This is a genomic window from Acinetobacter sp. ANC 3813 (assembly GCF_002135435.1).
Taxonomy (GTDB): Bacteria; Pseudomonadota; Gammaproteobacteria; order Pseudomonadales; family Moraxellaceae; genus Acinetobacter.
This window is the reverse complement of record NZ_NEGK01000003.1, coordinates 417,788-436,601: the sequence shown is the minus strand read 5'-3', so window position 1 is coordinate 436,601 and position 18,814 is coordinate 417,788. Positions and strand designations below refer to the sequence as shown.

Annotated in this window: 15 protein-coding genes and 1 pseudogene; 8 read left to right on the top strand and 8 right to left on the bottom strand. The window is 40.9% G+C overall.

What is annotated here, in order from left to right; all coding sequences use genetic code 11:
• The 4 genes from B9T34_RS07000 to B9T34_RS06985 all read left to right on the top strand — a co-directional run.
• Positions 1 to 202: electron transfer flavoprotein subunit alpha/FixB family protein (locus tag B9T34_RS07000; protein WP_213034155.1), on the top strand; the 202-nt coding region annotated here is incomplete at its 5' end.
• Positions 203 to 730: 528 nt separating this feature from the next.
• A complete protein-coding gene (gene gyrA / locus B9T34_RS06995) occupies positions 731 to 3,721 on the top strand; it encodes a DNA gyrase subunit A (protein WP_086212427.1) in 2,991 nt (996 codons plus the stop codon).
• An 87-nt stretch (positions 3,722 to 3,808) separates the two neighbouring features.
• On the top strand, positions 3,809 to 4,252 hold the full coding sequence (locus B9T34_RS06990; protein WP_086212426.1) for a DUF3887 domain-containing protein: 444 nt from the start codon (positions 3,809 to 3,811) through the stop codon (positions 4,250 to 4,252).
• A gap of 295 nt (positions 4,253 to 4,547) precedes the next feature.
• Positions 4,548 to 6,032, top strand: coding sequence for an ATP-dependent nuclease (locus B9T34_RS06985; RefSeq protein WP_086212425.1), 1,485 nt, complete (start codon positions 4,548 to 4,550; stop codon positions 6,030 to 6,032).
• Positions 6,033 to 6,187: 155 nt separating this feature from the next.
• On the opposite strand, the pseudogene gltP reads toward B9T34_RS06985, so the two are convergent.
• The 5 genes and pseudogenes from gltP to B9T34_RS06960 form a co-directional block, all read right to left on the bottom strand.
• Positions 6,188 to 7,456: pseudogene (gltP, locus tag B9T34_RS06980) on the bottom strand (glutamate/aspartate:proton symporter GltP); the annotation flags it as partial.
• 251 nt (positions 7,457 to 7,707) lie between these two features.
• Positions 7,708 to 8,805 carry an ABC transporter permease gene (locus B9T34_RS06975; protein ID WP_086212424.1) on the bottom strand — a complete coding sequence of 366 codons (1,098 nt, stop codon included), beginning with the start codon at positions 8,803 to 8,805 and terminating at the stop codon, positions 7,708 to 7,710.
• A complete protein-coding gene (locus tag B9T34_RS06970) occupies positions 8,802 to 9,932 on the bottom strand; it encodes an ABC transporter permease (protein WP_086212423.1) in 1,131 nt (376 codons plus the stop codon). Before B9T34_RS06970 ends, B9T34_RS06975 begins: the two co-directional genes overlap by 4 nt.
• 2 nt (positions 9,933 to 9,934) lie before the next feature.
• Positions 9,935 to 11,149, bottom strand: a complete 1,215-nt coding sequence (locus B9T34_RS06965; RefSeq protein ID WP_213034154.1) for an HlyD family secretion protein — start codon at positions 11,147 to 11,149, stop codon at positions 9,935 to 9,937.
• 17 nt (positions 11,150 to 11,166) lie between these two features.
• The gene (locus B9T34_RS06960) at positions 11,167 to 12,615 is read right to left on the bottom strand and encodes a TolC family protein (protein WP_228147421.1); all 1,449 of its coding nucleotides are present in this window, start codon (positions 12,613 to 12,615) and stop codon (positions 11,167 to 11,169) included.
• Between the two features lie 255 nt (positions 12,616 to 12,870).
• On the opposite strand from B9T34_RS06960, the gene B9T34_RS06955 reads away from it, so the two are divergent.
• Positions 12,871 to 13,533 carry a hypothetical protein gene (locus B9T34_RS06955; RefSeq protein ID WP_228147415.1) on the top strand — a complete coding sequence of 221 codons (663 nt, stop codon included), beginning with the start codon at positions 12,871 to 12,873 and terminating at the stop codon, positions 13,531 to 13,533.
• A gap of 119 nt (positions 13,534 to 13,652) precedes the next feature.
• Positions 13,653 to 14,732 carry a 3-phosphoserine/phosphohydroxythreonine transaminase gene (gene serC, locus B9T34_RS06950; protein ID WP_086212420.1) on the top strand — a complete coding sequence of 360 codons (1,080 nt, stop codon included), beginning with the start codon at positions 13,653 to 13,655 and terminating at the stop codon, positions 14,730 to 14,732.
• Positions 14,733 to 14,785: 53 nt separating this feature from the next.
• Here serC and B9T34_RS18870 read toward each other — a convergent pair whose 3' ends face one another.
• The 3 genes from B9T34_RS18870 to B9T34_RS06940 all read right to left on the bottom strand — a co-directional run bounded on the left by B9T34_RS18870 (position 14,786) and on the right by B9T34_RS06940 (position 17,081).
• Complete coding sequence (locus B9T34_RS18870; protein ID WP_171265139.1) at positions 14,786 to 14,926, bottom strand: hypothetical protein; 141 nt, start codon at positions 14,924 to 14,926, stop codon at positions 14,786 to 14,788.
• A gap of 418 nt (positions 14,927 to 15,344) precedes the next feature.
• Entirely contained in the window at positions 15,345 to 16,277 is a 933-nt protein-coding gene (locus tag B9T34_RS06945; protein ID WP_086212419.1) for a hypothetical protein, read from the bottom strand.
• Between the two features lie 396 nt (positions 16,278 to 16,673).
• On the bottom strand, positions 16,674 to 17,081 hold the full coding sequence (locus tag B9T34_RS06940; protein WP_139841253.1) for a hypothetical protein: 408 nt from the start codon (positions 17,079 to 17,081) through the stop codon (positions 16,674 to 16,676).
• A gap of 321 nt (positions 17,082 to 17,402) precedes the next feature.
• On the opposite strand from B9T34_RS06940, the gene B9T34_RS06935 reads away from it, so the two are divergent.
• Positions 17,403 to 17,882, top strand: coding sequence for a YaiI/YqxD family protein (locus B9T34_RS06935; RefSeq protein ID WP_171265138.1), 480 nt, complete (start codon positions 17,403 to 17,405; stop codon positions 17,880 to 17,882).
• A gap of 21 nt (positions 17,883 to 17,903) precedes the next feature.
• On the top strand, positions 17,904 to 18,812 hold the full coding sequence (locus tag B9T34_RS06930; RefSeq protein WP_086212417.1) for a DMT family transporter: 909 nt from the start codon (positions 17,904 to 17,906) through the stop codon (positions 18,810 to 18,812).
• Positions 18,813 to 18,814: the final 2 nt, after the last annotated feature.

Sequence of the window (18,814 nt, the reverse complement as noted above, 5' to 3'; positions counted from 1 at the left end):
TCAAACAGGTAAAATCGTTGCGCCAGAACTGTACATCGCTGTAGGTATCTCAGGTGCGATTCAGCACTTGGCAGGCATGAAAGAGTCTAAAGTGATCGTAGCGATCAACAAAGACGAAGAAGCGCCAATTAATGCAGTAGCTGACTACTGGTTAGTCGGTGACTTGAACACTGTTGTTCCAGAATTGGTTTCTAAAATCTAATTTCTGAAATTACGGTTTAAAAAACCCTTAGAGCATTCTAAGGGTTTTTTTATTGTCTAATTTTTTATTGGAAGTCCAATTCTAAGTATTGTGCTGTGACATTAAAGAAATGTCAGCGGTGAAGCTTATTGCGAGTTGATCGCTGGATTATAGATAAAAGGTTATAAGGTGCGGGATAAACTATTATCAGTTTAAGTTTGCGCGTATAAGAGCGCTGCTGAGTGAAATTTAAGAATTCTGCAATAGGTTTTAGGGTGGCTGATTATGCATGCGTCAGCGGCGTTTTATAGACCGATTTCACATCTATGGCGGAAGATTCTGACGAATGCTGGGAAGTGATTAAAAAACAACCAAATTATTAAAAAATATAACAGGATAGTCCGTATTCAAAACGCACATTTCAGCGCTGTTTTATGCTATAATTTACGGCTGTATTTTACATTTTGACTCATGCTTTTGAGTGAAATTTTAGCTGGATTTACGACATATAAATGCGGGTCATTTTTGCCTGTATAATAAGGAGTATGCATGAGCGTATCGGAAATTAGACCGATTGCCATTGAGGATGAACTAAAAAGCTCATATCTCGATTATGCCATGAGCGTGATTGTCTCACGCGCATTGCCAGATGTGCGTGATGGTCTAAAACCTGTTCATCGTCGTGTGCTTTTCGCAATGCACGAATTGGGCAATGACTACAACAAAGCGTACAAAAAGTCTGCCCGTGTAGTCGGTGACGTGATCGGTAAATATCACCCGCATGGTGACTCCGCCGTTTATGAAACAATCGTCCGTATGGCGCAGGATTTCAGCTTGCGCTATCAATTGGTCGATGGTCAAGGTAACTTCGGTTCGGTCGATGGCGACAGCGCTGCGGCAATGCGTTATACCGAAGTCCGTATGCGCAAGTTAACCCATGAGCTATTGGCAGATCTTGAAAAAGACACCGTAGAGTGGGAAGACAACTACGACGGTTCTGAACGTATTCCGCAAGTGATGCCGACCCGTGTGCCAAACTTGCTGATTAACGGTGTAACTGGTATTGCAGTCGGTATGGCGACCAATATGGCGCCGCACAACATGACTGAAGTTGTGAATGCATGTTTGGCTTATGCCAATAATCCGCAGATCAGCATTGAAGGCTTGATGGAGCATATCTCTGGTCCAGACTTTCCTACTGGCGGTATTATTTACGGTAAATCAGGCATTGTAGATGCATACCGTACAGGTAAAGGCCGTTTGCATATCCGCGGTAAATACCATTTTGAAGAAGATCAAAAAACAGGTCGTACAACGATTGTGTTTACTGAAATTCCTTATCAAGTGAACAAAGCGAGAACCATTGAGCGTATTGCTGAACTGGTTAAAGAAAAGAAACTTGAAGGTATTTCAGAGCTTCGTGATGAGTCAGATAAAGATGGTATGCGTATTGCCATCGACTTAAAGCGCGGTGAAAATGCTGAAGTGATTGTGAACAATCTGTTCCAAAACACTCAGTTAGAAAACTCATTCAGCATCAATATGGTCTGCCTAGACAATGGCCAACCAAAATTGATGAATCTGAAGGATATTATTGCAGCCTTTATCCGTCACCGCCAAGAAGTGGTGACGCGCCGCACCATGTTCGAATTGCGTAAAGCGCGTGATCGTGGACATATCTTGGAAGGTTTGACGGTTGCACTGGCAAATATTGATGCCATTATTGAAACCATTAAAACTTCAGCAAACCCAGGCGAAGCGCGTGAGCGTTTGCAAGCAGGTGAGTGGGCTGCAGGCGGTGTTGTTGCACTGCTTGAAAAAGCGGGTTCAATTTCAATTCGTCCGGAAGAAATTGAAGGTGAAGATCCAAACCGCCCATTTGGTTTGGCTGATAATGTCTACCGTTTATCTCCTGTGCAAGTAGGTGCAATTTTAGAATTGCGCTTACATCGCTTGACGGGCCTTGAACAAGACAAACTGCACGCTGAATATTCTGAAATTTTAGGTCAAATTGCTGAATACACAGCAATATTAAATGACTTCAATTTATTGATGAATGTGATTCGTGAAGAGCTAGCGTTAATCCTGCAGCAATATGGCGATGCACGTAAAACTGATATCGTTGAATCACGCATCGACTTCTCGCGTGAAGATTTGATCCCTGAAGAGCAAATGGTTCTGACGGTTTCAAAAACAGGTTATGCGAAAACACAGCCGCTCTCTGACTATGCAGCGCAGCGTCGCGGTGGCCGTGGTAAATCAGCAACCAGCATGAAAGAAGATGACTACATCCAGCATATGGTGGTGACCTCAAATCATGCGACTGTGCTGTGCTTTACCAATGTCGGTAAAGTCTACCGTCTGAAAGTGTATGAAGTGCCGCAAGCATCTCGCGGTGCAAAAGGTCGCCCGATGGTGAACTTATTGCCGCTTGATGAAAATGAAACGATTACCGCAATTTTACCGGTGATCGATGCGCCGAAGAAATTCAAAGATCGTTTAGCTGACTTTAAGGCATTTGTTAAAGAAAACGCTGCACAGCTGCAAAGCAATGAAGTGATTAATGGTCATTTTACTGCGCTTGAAGCTGCTTTGACTGAATCTGAAGACGGTGCAGATGATATCTCTGATGCATTGCGTATTCAGCTGAAAGAGTTGGGTCTAGAGCTTTCTACGACCGATCTTGATGACGGCATCATCAATGACTTTGCGCAGCAGGCTGAAGCGGTTCGCAAGAACTTCTATGTGTTTATGGCGACTGAATACGGTACGATTAAACGTGTAGAGCTTGAGCAATTCTCGAATGTTCGTTCAAACGGTTTACGTGCGATTGAATTGAATGGCGATGACACCTTAATTGGTGTTGCAATTACTGACGGCGAACAGCAAATTATGCTGTTCTCGAACGAAGGTAAAGCGATTCGTTTTGCAGAAACTGACGTACGTTCAATGGGCCGTTCTGCTAAGGGCGTACGCGGTATGCGTGTGACCATTGGTGCAGCAGCACAGGCTGAAGATCAAGAAGAAAACGATATTGAGTCTGATGATGAAGATGGTTCAGATTCAGCACTCATCAGCCGTATCGTTTCATTGGTGGTTGTGCCTGAAACAGGTGAAGTGCTTTGTGCTTCTGAAAATGGTTATGGTAAACGTACTCCTGTAGATGACTTCCCAACCAAGAAACGCGGCGGTAAAGGCGTTATTGCAATTAAGACTTCTGAGCGTAATGGACAGTTGGTTGGTGCAGTCGCGATTGATGAAACCAAAGAGCTGATGCTGATCTCTGATGGCGGAACTTTAGTGCGTACACGCGCTTCTGAAGTTGCGCAAACGGGCCGTAATGCGCAAGGTGTGCGTTTGATCCGTTTAGGTAACGAAGAGCTATTGGTTGGTGTTGTTTCAATTGAAGCTGTAGAAGAAGATGATGAATTGTTTGATGATGCATCATTGGCGCTGACAGCTGAAACTGGTGCAGAAGACGAAATCATTGCAGATAATGCTGCAGATGAATCAGATTTAAACGAGCCTGAACAGGGCTAAGTTTAAATCAATGGAATGAGGGCGCTACGGCGTCCTTTTTTCTATCTCGGCAAGGTGCTTAGTCAAAGATATAGGTAATAGATAAAGATGTTAAAACGAAATTATGTGTTATTGGCGTCTGTATTGGCGCTAAGCGGCTGTGACAAGCTAGGCCAGCAGGCAATGAATGCGCTGCCGGATCCAAGTGCTTCGCAAGCGCAGGCAGCGCAAGGTGCTTATGATGATTTGCGTGCACAGAATTTTGATCAGCTGATGACGCGTTTAGAGCCAGAACTTCAGGCAAAATTTGATGGCAATGAAAAGCAGATGCATAAATTTGCGCGCGGCTTGCCTAAAGCAGAATATAAAACCAAGAAAATTGTGGCGAAGAATATGGTGAAATCTACAGGTCAGCCAAGTAAATATACGGTGACCTATGAATATGCATATGAAAAGAATTTGGTGCAGTATGACGTGAGCTTTGATCAAGCAGGCGGCAGTGACAAGATTCGGGATTTAAGCGTTTCTGTTTTTGGTGAAAGCATTAAATAGAAAAAGTAGGATATCTCCCCAATATCTAATTATCGTTTAGGATGAGAACGTTTATGTTTACACACTTGTTCCCATTGACCCAAACGATAGCGTTGATATGCTCGAACATTAACTAATTTAATAGTCATGACAAACTCCCTATCTTTACGTTAGTTGGGAGAACTAACACCCGTGCACTACGCGCACCTTGCGCGAATGTATGGAAAGATTTAGGGAGAATCCTGTTGTTATTTTAAACAGATTGAACTAAATTTCAATCTCTTAAAGAATTATTATTAAAAAAGTATGGGGCGTTATGTTTATTAAGAGTTTAAAAGTACAAGATTTTAAGGGTTTCTCAAAAGAGGATAATTTTTTAGAGTTTAGTTTACCTAATGGTGAAGCTGGTAGTGGGTTAAATATTTTTATTGGAGAAAATAACTGTGGAAAATCAACGATACTAGAAGCTATAGATTTTGTTAGAAATGGTACTAAAAAGACAGCTGAGGCTTTAAAGTATAAAAATAAGAGTGGTGAACAATTATTTGATGCAGATGTTGAATTAGAGTTTGTAGGGGATATTGAAAGTGTTATAGACAATTTTGCACAAAGTAAAAAGGCGGAAGTTTTTAAGAATAGAATATATAAATGCCAGAATAGTATTTCTCATTTAAAAATTAAGCGTTCAACACGAGAGCTAAAAACTTTAGGATTATGGAATTCAGAGGATTTTCTATATAAAAATGAAATTGGAATTGATGCACCATTAAAAAAATTATTTGAGACAAATTTTATTTGGGCTGATACGAATCCAAATGATGAGGCAAGCTTTGGGGCATCAACAATATGTGGAGTATTATTATCCGAAATTGCAAAAAGTCATAAAGAAACAAAAGAATATGAAGAGTTTAGTAAAAAATTTCATGAAGTATTTAATGCTCAAGAATCAGAATTACGTCAAAAATTATTTGTTGTCGAAGAACGGATACGAAGTATATTTCAAACTCAATTTGGATCAGCATCAATTTCGTTTGAGTTTGAAGAGTTAAAAATAGAATCATTTTTTAAAAATAGTTCTATTATGATTGATGATGGTATTAAAGTTCCAATGACTGAAAAAGGCAATGGGATGCAACGTTCTGTTGCTTTGGCGCTTTTACAGGTTTATGCGGACGTTATGGCTTTTGATGAGGAGCAAGGTGTTTCTAAACCATTTTATTTATTTATTGATGAACCTGAAATATGTTTACATCCAAAAGGTCAGCAAAAACTTTTTCAAGCATTACTTGAAATATCAAAGCATCGACAAGTTTTTGTTACTACACATTCACCATATTTTTTAAACAGTCCATACCTAAAAAATATTGGTCTATTTATTTTTAAAAAATATAATCATAAAAATAGTATTAAAAAAGCAAGTTTAGATTACATCTTTCCATGGAGTCCTACTTGGGGAGAGTTGAATTTTAGAGCATACGATTTACCAACAGTTGATTTACATAATGATTTATATGGTTACTTGCAAGAATTAAGTGAAAAGTACACTGAAAAACAATTTGAAGAGTGGTTAACAGAAAAAAGTATTTCAAAAGATAAAATATGGATTAAAGAAATAAAAGGAATAAAGCAACCTGCTGCTAATGTAACTTTAATGACTTGGATAAGAAATCATATTCACCACCCAGAGAATAAAACAATGCATATCGAAAAATATACAGAGAGTGATTTAAAGGATTCTATCAACCTAATAATTGATTTGATAAAAGAACTTGCCATTAATCATTGTTATGAAAATGTATAATAAAAAGGACGCCGCAGCGTCCTTTTTAAATAAAAGATTAATTAGGATGCATTGTTGATCTGCTTGTCGTAATCATCTTGATTTGCTGATGGCGCTGCAGTGCTGTCAGTTTCAGCGCTTACGGAAGCAGCTGTTGCTCCAGCGGGCAGAGCAAAATAGTTCTTTTGCTTTTCATAATCGAATTGGCCTTCCCATTTGCTGATGACCAGTACAGCCAATGCATTGCCAATCACGTTTAATACCGTACGCGCCATATCTAAAATACGGTCAATACCCGCAATAAACGCAAGGCCTTCCAGTGGAATACCAACACTGCCCAGTGTTGCTAACAGCACAACAAAAGATACGCCTGGAACACCGGCAATACCTTTAGAGGTGATCATCAGTGTCAGTACGAGAACTACTTGCTGGCCAAGGCTTAAATCAATACCATAAAGCTGCGCAATAAAGATGGCCGCAATACTTTGATACAGCGTAGAACCATCCAAATTAAATGAATAGCCGATTGGAATCACAAAACTGGTAATTGGTTTTGGCGCGCCGTAGGCTTCCATTTTTTCCATGATGCGCGGCAATACAGTTTCTGAGCTGGCAGTCGAGTACGCCAAAATCAATTCATCTTTTAAGATTTTAATGATTTCCCAAATGCTGAAACCGCAGAACTTGGCAACAAAGCCTAAAACAATGAAAATAAAGAAGAAGATAGCGCTATAAACCAGAACCGCCAACTTAACTAAAGGCAGCAGTGAGCTGAAGCCAAAGTTCGCGACAGTTGCAGCGATTAAGCCGAATACACCCAAAGGCGCAAACATCATAATCATATGCGTTACTTTGAACATGGTTTCAGAAACAGCATTTAAAACATTAATTAAAGGCTGTTTAGTTTCTTGTGCTAAGGAACCTAGTCCAACACCAAAAAGCACCGAGAAGAAAATAATCGGAAGCATTTGACCGCTGGTCAAAGCGGCAAAAATGTTGGGCGGAATCAGCGATAAAACAGTCTGTACGAGACCATGCGAATGCTCGCTGACTTCATGGGTTGTTTCCTGATATTTGGAAATGTCCACTTGAGTCAGTGTAGACATATCAATGCCCGCACCTGGCTGGAATACATTGGCAGCAACTAGGCCAACAACAATGGCTACAGTGGTGATAATTTCAAAATATAGAATGGTTTTAAAGCCAAGTTTACCTAAATTTGATCCATGGCTTGTATTGGCAATGCCGAGTATCAGCATTGAAACTACAAGCGGAATTACAATCATTTTAATCAGGTTGATAAATATTGAGCCAAGCGGCGTCAATAAATTACTTACTAAGGCATCACGGTATTCAGGAGAATAGTGGAGAAATGAGCCTAAAAGTATCCCTAGAATGAGCGCAATTACGATTTGCCAAGCAAGGCTTATCTTAATTTTTTTCATAGTCAGCTCAAAAAAATAGCCATAAAAAAAGATCTACAGCCGTATTCGCGCAATGCTCAAAAATAAAGAACACAGCTCAAATGAAGGCGGGGCAGATTTGTCGGCATATATTTTGAAGATTTAATGAACAATAGGCGAACTATTTTTATGAAAATGCAATTGATTGCCGATTATTTTTTCAGTTTTATTTAACAAAGCGATTCAATATATAATATTAATTTATATATTGAATAAAAATGATTAATAATTAACTAAACTGATTGAGTTCTTAATCTATAAAAAGCCCAGCTCAGACAGACAGCACCAAAGACGGCTAAATAAATTAATTTCGGAATGACAATTTCGGTGGGCACACCCATTTGATTGAGCTGGATAAACATTTGAATGCCTTGCGTGGAAGGCAGAAATTCTCCGAACAGCTGCAGCCATAGCGGCATAGCGGCATGCGGCCAAGCACTACCTGACAGTAAGAATAGCGGAATTGATGTAAAGACAATGAGATGTCCTGCTCGCTCAGGCAGATCTAAAAATGAAGCCAGAAGCATGGCAAGTCCAATCACGCAGCCTATAAAAATAGGAACAGCGATTAACATACCCATAAAATTGCCGCCGCGCGGATAATCATAAAGCCAGAAGGTAAAACCGAATAAATAGAAACAGCCTAGGCAGCCTATCGTCATGATGGCTGCAAAGACTGCCCAAAATTCAGCAGTGCTGGGCATCCAGTTTTTTTGTTCACGATAGCCTGCCAGCAGCATGCATAAACCTAAAACAATAGTTTGATGAATAATCAGCGGTGCAACAGCAGGAAAAATATAGCTGCCATAGCCAGACAGCGTATTGAAAAGCGGAATTTGATGAATCGACAGCGCTGGTGAAAAATGCGAGACATTGCCAAATTTTTCTGCCTGTTCCGCGAGAGCATGCTCAATGGATGTGGCCAGCCCCAAACCAATTTGTTTGGTCTTTAAAAAATTCGCGGCACTTAAATATAATCCAACGCCGCCAACTTCACCGCGGCGGATACTGTTTGATAAATTGCTGGGCAACAGCAGTATGCCATCGGCTTGCTGGCGCTGAATCATGCTTTGCGCTTCTGCAAAATTTCCAGTGACCGCTTTTATATCTACATTTGGGCTTTTGGAAACCTGCCCAATAATGGCAGTGGTCACGACACTTTGCTCTTCATCCACAATAATAATGGGCAAAGCCTGCGCCTGCTGGGCTTGATAGGCGGTTGGATAAAAGAAGCTGTACATGAACACCGATAAAATCAGCGTAGTCAATAGAGAAGAATTGGCCGCAATATTTTTAAAAGTCTGCAGATAATGCGCTAGGAAGTCTTTCATGAATGGATCTCCTTAGCGCACTTTTTTAAGAATAAATAGGCTAAAGCAAAATACAGCAGCGCATAGATCAGTAAAATCAAAAAGGGCTGCAGAGAAGATGAAAGCGGGCTGCCAATCACCCATTGTTCTGTTTGCAGCTTGGCATAGGGGGTATAAGGAATAATATGCGCCCAAAATTTAGTAAAGATTGGGGCATTATTTAAGGGCAGTGTTACGCCGGCAAAACTCAAAGACGAACCGCCATACACGGCAATTGCGCCAAAGGTTTTAGATAAATTTCGGGTTGCCAGCACAATCGCGCTGCTGATAAAAGCATAGGCGCTGTAAAATAAAATCTGCGCTGCGAGGATGAGCCACAGATGACCCGCGACAAACCAGCCGCGGATGCCAATCAGCCAAAGCATCCATAGCCAAGTCCAGATTGTAAAGATTAAAATGTAGATCAGATTTTTGCTCATTAATGCATTAAACAGGCTTTGACCTTGCAGCCATTGAGCAGCCGTATTGAATTTCAGCTCTTGCCCGACAGAAAAAGCCACGCAGCAGCACAGCAGCAAATGCAGAATGGCGGGAATCATATAGGGTTCTAAATAGAACTCATAATTCAGCCCTGGATTGTACAGCGGCGAGATTTTGACATTCGGTGTAGGCGCATCTAAGTAGGGGATTTTATTTTCCAGATAATCCTGACCCATAAACTCAGCTGAGGCTTGCAGTGTGCCTAACAGCATGGCGGATGAAATGGTATTGCCCACGCTGAAATAGCTCTGGTTAAAGGCGATGCTGATTTCTGCATCTTTGGCCTGCACCATGCGCTGTTCTGCACCTGCAGGAATATGGACATAACCCCAAATTTTATTTTGATTCAGCTGACGCTCAACTTCACTTTGACTTTCACTGATTAATGCAAGCTGCAATGTGCTGTTTAGGCTTAAATGCCGTTCAATATCGCGGCTAAGCTGACTATGATCTTGATCAATAATCGCAATAGGCAAGTGTTCTGCTTTGCCCGCAGCAAACATACTGGCAAACAGCACAATAACAAAGGCAGGCGCCAGCGTGACCAAACACAGATCCCATTTGTGGCGCAGCAGATAGCGCAGTTCACGCAGCATGCCTGAAAGCATTTTTATTGGGCCTCTTTGACTTTAAAGAGCACGCTCATGCCTACTTTTAAATCAGGGGTGGCTTGCGCAGGCGCTAAATGTACTTTAAAGCTGCGGATGTCGTAGCCGCCAGTTTGCCGTGTGGTTTTGATGGTAGCGAAATCACCCTCTGCATCAATGTGTTTAATCTTAAACTCGGCGTTTTGATCGAGTGCAGGAATATAGCCGCTCATGCTTTTGGCTTTATAGACCGACTGATATTGGTCTTCACGCACATTCAGGCTAATCCAAAGCTCATTGTCTTGAATAATACTGACCACGGGCACGCCCATTGCGACAAGTTCTGATGGCTTGCCGTAGGTTTTAGAGACTGTGCCGCTAATTGGAGAGAGCAATTTTGTTTCTGCTTCCAGTGCATTGGCTTCTGCTACCGCCGCTTTGGCAATATCCACTTGCGCATCGGCAGAAGATTTCTGTTCTGGCGTGCTGCCGCGTTTAGCTCGGGCATATTGTTGATAGGAGGCTTCAGTCATCTCAGTAGCTGAAACGGCTGCAGCATGCATTTCATCACGGCGTTGGCGTGAAATGACGCCTTCTTTAAAGAGATTTGCACCGCGCTGATAGGTTGTTTGCGCTAATTTTTGCTGCGCTTTCATGCTTTGCCAGTTAGCAAACAAGGTTGCAATATTTTCTTCTTGGGAACCGCGATCCGCTGTCGCTTGCAAAGCGAGTGCAGATTGCAGGGTTGCTAAAGCCTGCTGTTTTTTTGCATCGACTTCTGGGCTAAACAAACGAACCAGTTCTTGGCCCTTTGTGACCTTTTGCCCATCATGCACATATACTTCTTCAATGCGGCTAGGCACTTTGGTTGAAACGTGAATGGTCTCCGCTTCTACACGGCCTTGCAGTTCAACCTCTTTGGGCTGATAGCTTTTCCATAAACCAAAGGCAATCAAGCCCAATAGCAGTATAAGAATAATCAATCCAGCAATTTTGGTTGCTGCAGACTTTTGACGCTTTTGCGGAGTGGTATCCGATGCTGCTTGCTCAGAAGGTGTTTCGCTGTCTGAAATCTTTTGTTCAGCTAAATGCTGCTCAGCTGCCTGATTGAACTGCTGCTCAGAATTTATATTTTCGCACTCAGTAGTGTTTTGTTTAGGCGCTGTATTTTTCGTCTGCAAGGTGTCGGCAGATTGGTTTTGCTTTTCTGATTCAGGTGAGTTCTGATCTTGATTCATATTTTTCCCCAGCTGAATTAACGAATATAGCGTGTATTGGGCTGATTAATATAGGTTTGAAACGATTGTATAGAGCCGTGGCTTTGCAGCAGCGTTGCCAATGACATGACATATTTAAAGGCATTCAGCGCGGTTTCTGTTTTTAAGCCGCTAAGAGCATTTTGCGCATCAATCACTTGTGTTGCCGTACCCATATCCTCTTTAAAAGACAGCTCCTGAATACGCAGGTTTTCTTGTGCGGCTTTTAAATTTTGTTGCAACAGCTGATCACTTAGCTGTGCAGTGGTGACTTCGCTATAAGATTTATAAATCACGTTTTCAATTTCTTGCTTGGTGCGTTCCGTCATCAGCTCAGACGCATAGCGCTGTAAATCTGCGGCCTGCACATTTTTGTTTTTATCAATGCCTGAAAATAAGTTATAGCGCGCAGCAACGCCGACAATCCAGTTTTGCTTATCATCTAGACTGTATTCGCCAAAGGCAAAAACATTGGGCTTATTGGCCGCATTTTGCGCTTTAACATTGGCTTTGGCCAGCTGCGTATCCATCTGCATTTTTTGAAATAAGGCAGAATGTTCTGGAAAGCTTTTTAATAACTGGTTTAAGGCCAAATTTTGCGTTGAATTAACAAATAGCGGGGTGCTTAAGTCGGTAATTTGACTGCTTTGCAGCAGATTATTCAGCTGAAATAAGCTGGCTTTATAACTCGCATCTGCATTTTGCTGGCTGCGTTCTGCATTGTTGCGCGCAACTTCAAACTGCATGCGTTGGCCTTTACTGATAAAGCCTTGCTGTTCAAGTTTCAAGGCATTGCTGTAATACTTTTGCATGGACTGTAAATTAAAGGCACTGCTGGCCAAAAGCTGCTTTTGCAGCTGCGCATTAAAATAGGCCTGAATCAGTTCATAGCGCTGTACATCCTGCTGCAGTTTGGTGTTCAGCTGGCTGCGCTGCGCCTTAATATTCGCCGCTTCTTTGGCGCTGGAGGTCAGCCCGCCTGTGTATAAGGGCATCATCACGGAAATAGTCGGGCGAATCACCTGATCATCCAACACCACCTGTGACTCATCTGGAATCAATCCAACGCCATTATGAATAGTTTGATTAAGCCCATCTTTTAGCGGGTCGGCGAGGCCGCCAATATTGGGATTGGCACTTTGCCATTCATTAATCTGATTATTGACGCCATCACTCAGCGACTGCTCTAGGTTGTTTTTGACAGCGCCGAGGGGAACATCCATCTCATTATGAAAGGCATAAGCCCGTACATTCAGATCGACACGCGGCAAGCCTAAGCCTTTTATAGCTTCAGCTTCGAGCTGTGAAGCCTGCTGCAGCGCTTGACTGGCTTTAGTGGTATAAGAGTCTTGCAGTACACTCTGTTCTGCCTGCTGAAAGCTGATACTTTGCGCATGGCAGGCTGCATTCAGCAGCAGGGGCGTGAACAGCATAGATACTGCAAGCATTGTACTAAAGCGTGAAGTCTCACTTTTTTTGTTGCTCTTATTTTTAGATTCAGATCTGCATAAATCTGAGGAACGCTGTAACATCGAATCGATTCTCCGTATCGTCACGCTCAGTATAAAGCAATGCTTTAGGATTTATTTTTTATACAGATGTGATTTTTTGAATATGTTTTCGTTCAAAGGATTGTAGGCTGTCAAAAGGATATGAATCGTTTATATTATCTTCTTGCTTCTTTTATGTTTAATAAATATAAGATGAATTTACAAGTCAAAGCGCCAAATAATTTTGCAGATCACTATAGCTTGAATGAAGCGATGACACTGTTTTATCAAAAAAATGGTTTTGGCCCGATCGTCGGTGACCGTCAACCTTTGACGGTCGGCGTTTATACAGGCTGTTTAATTGTCCCTATGCCCAATATTGGTGTACGGCATAAGTATTTAAAATATCACGATCTGCATCATATTTTAACGGGCTATACCGTAGGCCGTATTGGTGAGGGAGAGGTCAGTGCATGGGAACTGGGCACAGGTTCTATGTTCCGCCATCCTATATTGGGGGTAATGAACCTGATTGCTTTATCTACAGGGTTCTTTTTAAAGCCTAAACGCATGCTGCAAGCTTATCAGCGCGGATTAATCAGCTCTAATACTTACGATGCAAAAAGCCGCCTATGGATTGATACGCATGGTGAGCATCCTTTGGCCGAGCTGAAGCAAATTAAAATGGAATATAAAGCTAAGATATTTTTGCCTTGGCTGCGTTGGATTGAGTTTGCTGTTTATTTAAGCTTCGCTATGCTTATTCATGCTGTAGTGGTTATTCCTGCACTTATTTTAAGAATCGTCAGTTATTTACTGGCAGGGGAACCATTTATTGAAATAATCAAACCTGTCAAAAGATCAGATCTTTATTGAGGTTTTGACTTTAAATGTCCGACAGCATTGAAATATTTTCAGGATAAAATACTGCAAGCACAGGCTATCTGTGGTTAAATGCCATCATTTTATTGTGTTTCACTCTGAAAGGAAAAATCATGCGCGCGTACAACTTCTGTGCTGGTCCTGCTGCATTACCTACTGCCGTTTTAGAAAAAGCCCAAGCTGAAATGCTGAATTGGCATGGCAAAGGTCTTTCCATTATGGAAATGAGCCACCGCAGCAAAGACTATGTCGCAGTTGCAGAAAAAGCAGAAGCGGATTTACGTAAACTCATGAATATTCCTGAGAACTACAAAGTGCTCTTCCTTCAAGGCGGCGCATCTTTACAATTCTCAGCTATTCCGCTGAACCTTTTGGGCAAAAACAGCAAAGCGGACTATATCCATACCGGTATTTGGTCAGAAAAAGCGACCAAAGAAGCAAAACGTTATGGCGATATTAACGTGATTGAAGCGGGTACAACAGTAGATGGCAAAATGGCCATCTCAGATCAAAGTACTTGGAACTTGTCTGATGATGCAGCCTATGTGCATTATGCAGACAATGAAACTATTGGCGGTATTCAATTCGCCAATATTCCAGTAACGGATAAGCCACTGGTTGCTGACTTCTCTTCAAGCATTTTATCTGCACCTTTAGATGTGTCTAAATTTGGTTTGATTTATGCAGGCGCGCAAAAGAATATTGGCCCTGCAGGCTTAACTTTGGTGATTGTACGTGAAGATTTGCTGGACCAGTCAAAAGCTGAAATCCCAAGCATTTTAAAATATGCAGACCAAGCTAAAAATGATTCTATGGTGAATACACCGTCTACTTATGCATGGTACTTGTCTGGCCTCGTATTTGAATGGCTGCTTGAACAGGGCGGTGTAGACGCGATTTATAAAGCGAACATGGAAAAAGCTGAATTGCTTTATGGCTATATTGATTCAAGCGATTTTTATGCGAACCCAATTGCAAAGCCAAACCGTTCAATTATGAATGTGCCATTCACTTTGGCGAATCCTGAGCTGGAAAAACAGTTCCTGAAAGAAGCTGAAGAAAATCATTTATTGAACCTTGCAGGCCACCGTTCAGTAGGCGGTATGCGTGCAAGTATTTATAACGCGGTTCCATTGGAAGGCGTTCAAGCGCTAGTGAAATTTATGGATGACTTTGCTAAACGCAATGCTTAATCCTTAAAGCAAAAAAGCCCATCATTTGATGGGCTTTTTTTATATATGTTGGATTAGAGAATAAATGTGTGGACTAAATATGCACAGATCATCATGCCTAAGGCAAAGAATAGGCAGGCCATAGGCTCGATTTGATATCGAGAAATTAGGCTGTGTCCGGCTTGCGGTAAGTTTTCTTCTTGCACGATTTTCATAGATATTTATTTTCCGATCTATTTATCGTTAAATCCTATATTTGTAATTTGCATTTTTACCATAAAAAATTGATTAAATAAAGTACTATGAGGCCATATATACATAAATTAATTCATTTATTTTATGGAGCCTGTGTACTTTTCAGAAAACCTTATCTTTTCAATAGTATAAATATTAACCACGAGGGTTAAAACATTTCTTATACATATTAAGAAAAATAATATTTTGATTATTATTTGAATTTAAAAATGTGGATAAGTGCATTTTTTTTGAATTTAATATAGATACTTTTGATTATGAGTTGTGGATAAAAAATAGCCTATTTTAGAATTTTTAAGAAAATGATTGTTTTAGTAGAGTATAAAAAAACAGCGGAAATATACATGAAGTATATTTCCGCTGTTTTTTGAATTTAAATTAAGCATATTTTGAGTAAATATTCGCCTGAATCCAAATATTGCCGCGAATGAATTGGCCTATTGTAAAATCTTTGTGGGCTGTATCTTTGCTTGCAATCCGAATCAGCACAGCTGGCTGGTCTTCTTCATGAATCAGCGTCACATCATACAGCGTATAGTCTTGGCCCATAAACTGCATAGCTGATTTGCCTACAATGTTGCCTTGGAACCAAGCTTCATCTTCCTGACCCATATTTTCGCCGTATAAATATGCGACCATTTTAGAAAAATCGACGGTTACAGGGGCTTTGTCATCTTCAGATTTTGGTTCCCATGCTTCAATCTGCTCTTGTAAGTTGGCAGGCGCCACACCATTGTTGGCGGCTAAAATATCATTCAGCGCGCGGTGATGTTTGATTGAGGCAGGATCATCGACAACCAAATGCTCATGATCATCCACGGCTTCTAATTCATAAGCCCAGCCGTTCAGCTGCACCAAGTAATCTTGATTTTTTTCGTAGTGGTTTTGGTTCACACTATAAAGGCTGTCAAAAGCATATACCGATGTGTTGGCGCCTAGATTTAAACACAGTACCGCTTGAATATTGGATTTACAGCTAATAATGCGGTCAATACTGGCTTTAATTTTATAAGGGCTTTCAAAACTAGGGAATGCCGTTTTAACTGCTTTAGGTTTGTTATTCTCAACTTCAATCACTTGGTTTAGCTGTATGGGTGCTTTGCTGGGACCTTGTATCAGCCAAGTACTGGCATCCATATCGCATTCTGCTGCGCATAGACCCATTGGCATAATAGGTGCATCCAGCGCTTGCCCTAGCCATTGAGGAACATCAGCACCTGGCTGCGAGGTCAATAAAGACCAGTGCTCAATGTGGCTGCCAAAGTTTTGATCTTCAATGGTGATAGTGTCTGGTCTGTTCTGATTTTTCATATGCACAATTGATGTTGGGTTGTATTTATCTATTAAATCGAGGGTTATTTTCAATTTTCAAGTCTTGAGCACTAAATATTCCATACTCAACCCTTATTTTCAGTCTAGACCATGTAAAAATTAAAGAAAAGAAATGAATGTTTATGCTGTTGTTGGGCGAAATCAATCTGTGCTTGAGCATCTATTCTTATTTCATCTGGACATTTTTCTGCTTTAGCGTTCAATCAGATTGCATCAAGTTGTAAAGCATTAGTTGAATAGTAGGCATAGAACGTGAAGAATCAACAAAAAAGCCCAAGTACGCATACTTGGGCTTTTGATATCAACAGAAGATTATGATTTATATGCAATAAAAGATAATTCGTATAACGCGTATTATGTTAATTTTAGAAAATTTTAATTTTTAGGAAAGATTAATTTCATTAAATATTCGTCTTCACTCTCAAGAAATTCTTTCTCGTCTAAATTACATGAGAATGCTTCAAGAATATGATTAATCACTTGTATTACACACTCTTTATTAAAATTTTCAGTGTTAACTAAAATCGATAGCGCATCAGAAATCTCATTTAGGCTAAAAGAGTATTCAAATCTTCCAACTTCAATTAGATCCTTAACTGATTGATCAATAGAATTGATATTAAGCTCATCTTTTTGAAGGAATTTATTTAAGTAATTTTCAACAGGGGGCAATAAATCAAAAGGGTATGTATCTTGATACCTTAAAGCATATTTCAACAATGGCTTTCTTAAAAAAGAAAAACTTTCCTCTTGCAGTGCATTTATTTTTTCTCCTGTTTTCAATTTAGTAAATCTATCTAGCATTTTTATAATCTGAATGAACAATAATATGTAAATTATAGAGTATTTGATCGGCATCTATCTTTTATTTAACGTAATAGCGATTATACGAATTCACTTTGATAGAACCTAATTCAAGTGTCCTAGTTCGATAGGAATTTTTGTTCATTTACTTGTAGGACTGAATGCCCATTAAAATAAGAATAAGCAGCTGATGCATTCAGCATTCTCAATTTTTGAGAAAGCTGTACACAAAATAGAGCAATTTCACGTATTTCTGTCATGTAGATTTGTTAAAATGAAACTCATACTTTTGCACTGGAAATGATTGTGCTGCCATTTAAACTTTGGGTAGATGCAGATGCACTGCCTAAAATTTTGCGTGAAGTGATTCTTCGCGCGTCTGACCGTTATCAGCTTGAAGTTACATTTGTTGCAAATCAAAACGTGGGCATCGCGCCATCGGTGCGTATTAATTCAATACAGGTCATGAGCGGTGCGGATGCTGCCGATCAAGAAATTATCGACCGTATGAAAGAAAACGATATTGTGATGACACAAGATATTCCACTGGCGGCACAAGTGATTGAAAAGGGCGGTATTGCAATTCATCCGCGCGGTGAGGTCTATACCACTGCCAATGTCAAAGCGCGTTTGCATTTGCGCGATTTTATGGACAGCTTACGTGGGGCAGGTGTACAGACAGGCGGTCCACCGCCTATTTCTGAACGTGATAAGCGTGAATTTTCCAGCAGTTTGGATCAGACCATTCAAAAGCAAAAGCGTAAAACAGCACAAAAATAAGCAGAATTAAGGCGGTCTGAAATGCCCTCAAAAACCAACCTGATGTTGACCTATGCCTTGCTGGTATTTATCTGGTCAACTACGCCTTTGGCCATTGTCTGGAGTGTTGAAGACCTGCACAGCCTATGGGCGCTGGCTTTGCGGTTTTTCTTAGCCTTACCTTTATCGCTTGCGCTATTGCTGCTGTTCAGAGCGAAATTGCCGTTGGATGCGCAGGCTATGCATAGTTATTTGGCTGGCGCCTGCAGTTTCATTGGTTCGCAAATCTTCACCTATTTGGCCACGGATTATTTAAGTTCTGGCATCATTGCGCTGATGTTCGGCCTTGCTCCAATTATTACCGGCTTTATTGGCTATTTTGTCTTTCATATCCAGCTGCGCAGCATACAGTGGCTGGGAATGCTGATCGCTGTAAGCGGTTTGGTGGTGATTTGCCTCGGTGGGAGTAATCATCATATTCAGCCGATTGGCATTGGTTTAATGCTGTTAAGTGTGTTTATTTACTGCGCTTCTATTTTTTGGGTCAAAAAAATCAATGCGCCTGTCGAGCCTATGGCCCAGGCGACGGGTTCAATTATTGTTTCGACTTTATTTGCGCTGTGCATGCTGCCGTTTATTTGGAGTCATGCGCCGACAGAGATCCCGAGCGCTAAATCGCTATTTGGTTTGTTCTATGCGGTAATTATGGCATCTGTCGTGGCTATGTTCTGCTATTTTAAGCTGGTGCAAAATGTACAGGCGGCAACTTTATCTTTAACCACAGTGTTGACGCCTATGCTTGCCATGCTGGTTGGGGCGATCTTGAATGGTGAACACATCAGCCTGAAAGTGCTGGCAGGGGCTGCCATTATGCTGACGGGATTAGTGGTTTATTTTTATCAAGATATTCAGGCGAGCAGAGCGCTCGCCAAAAAAATTAAGGCTGATTAAAG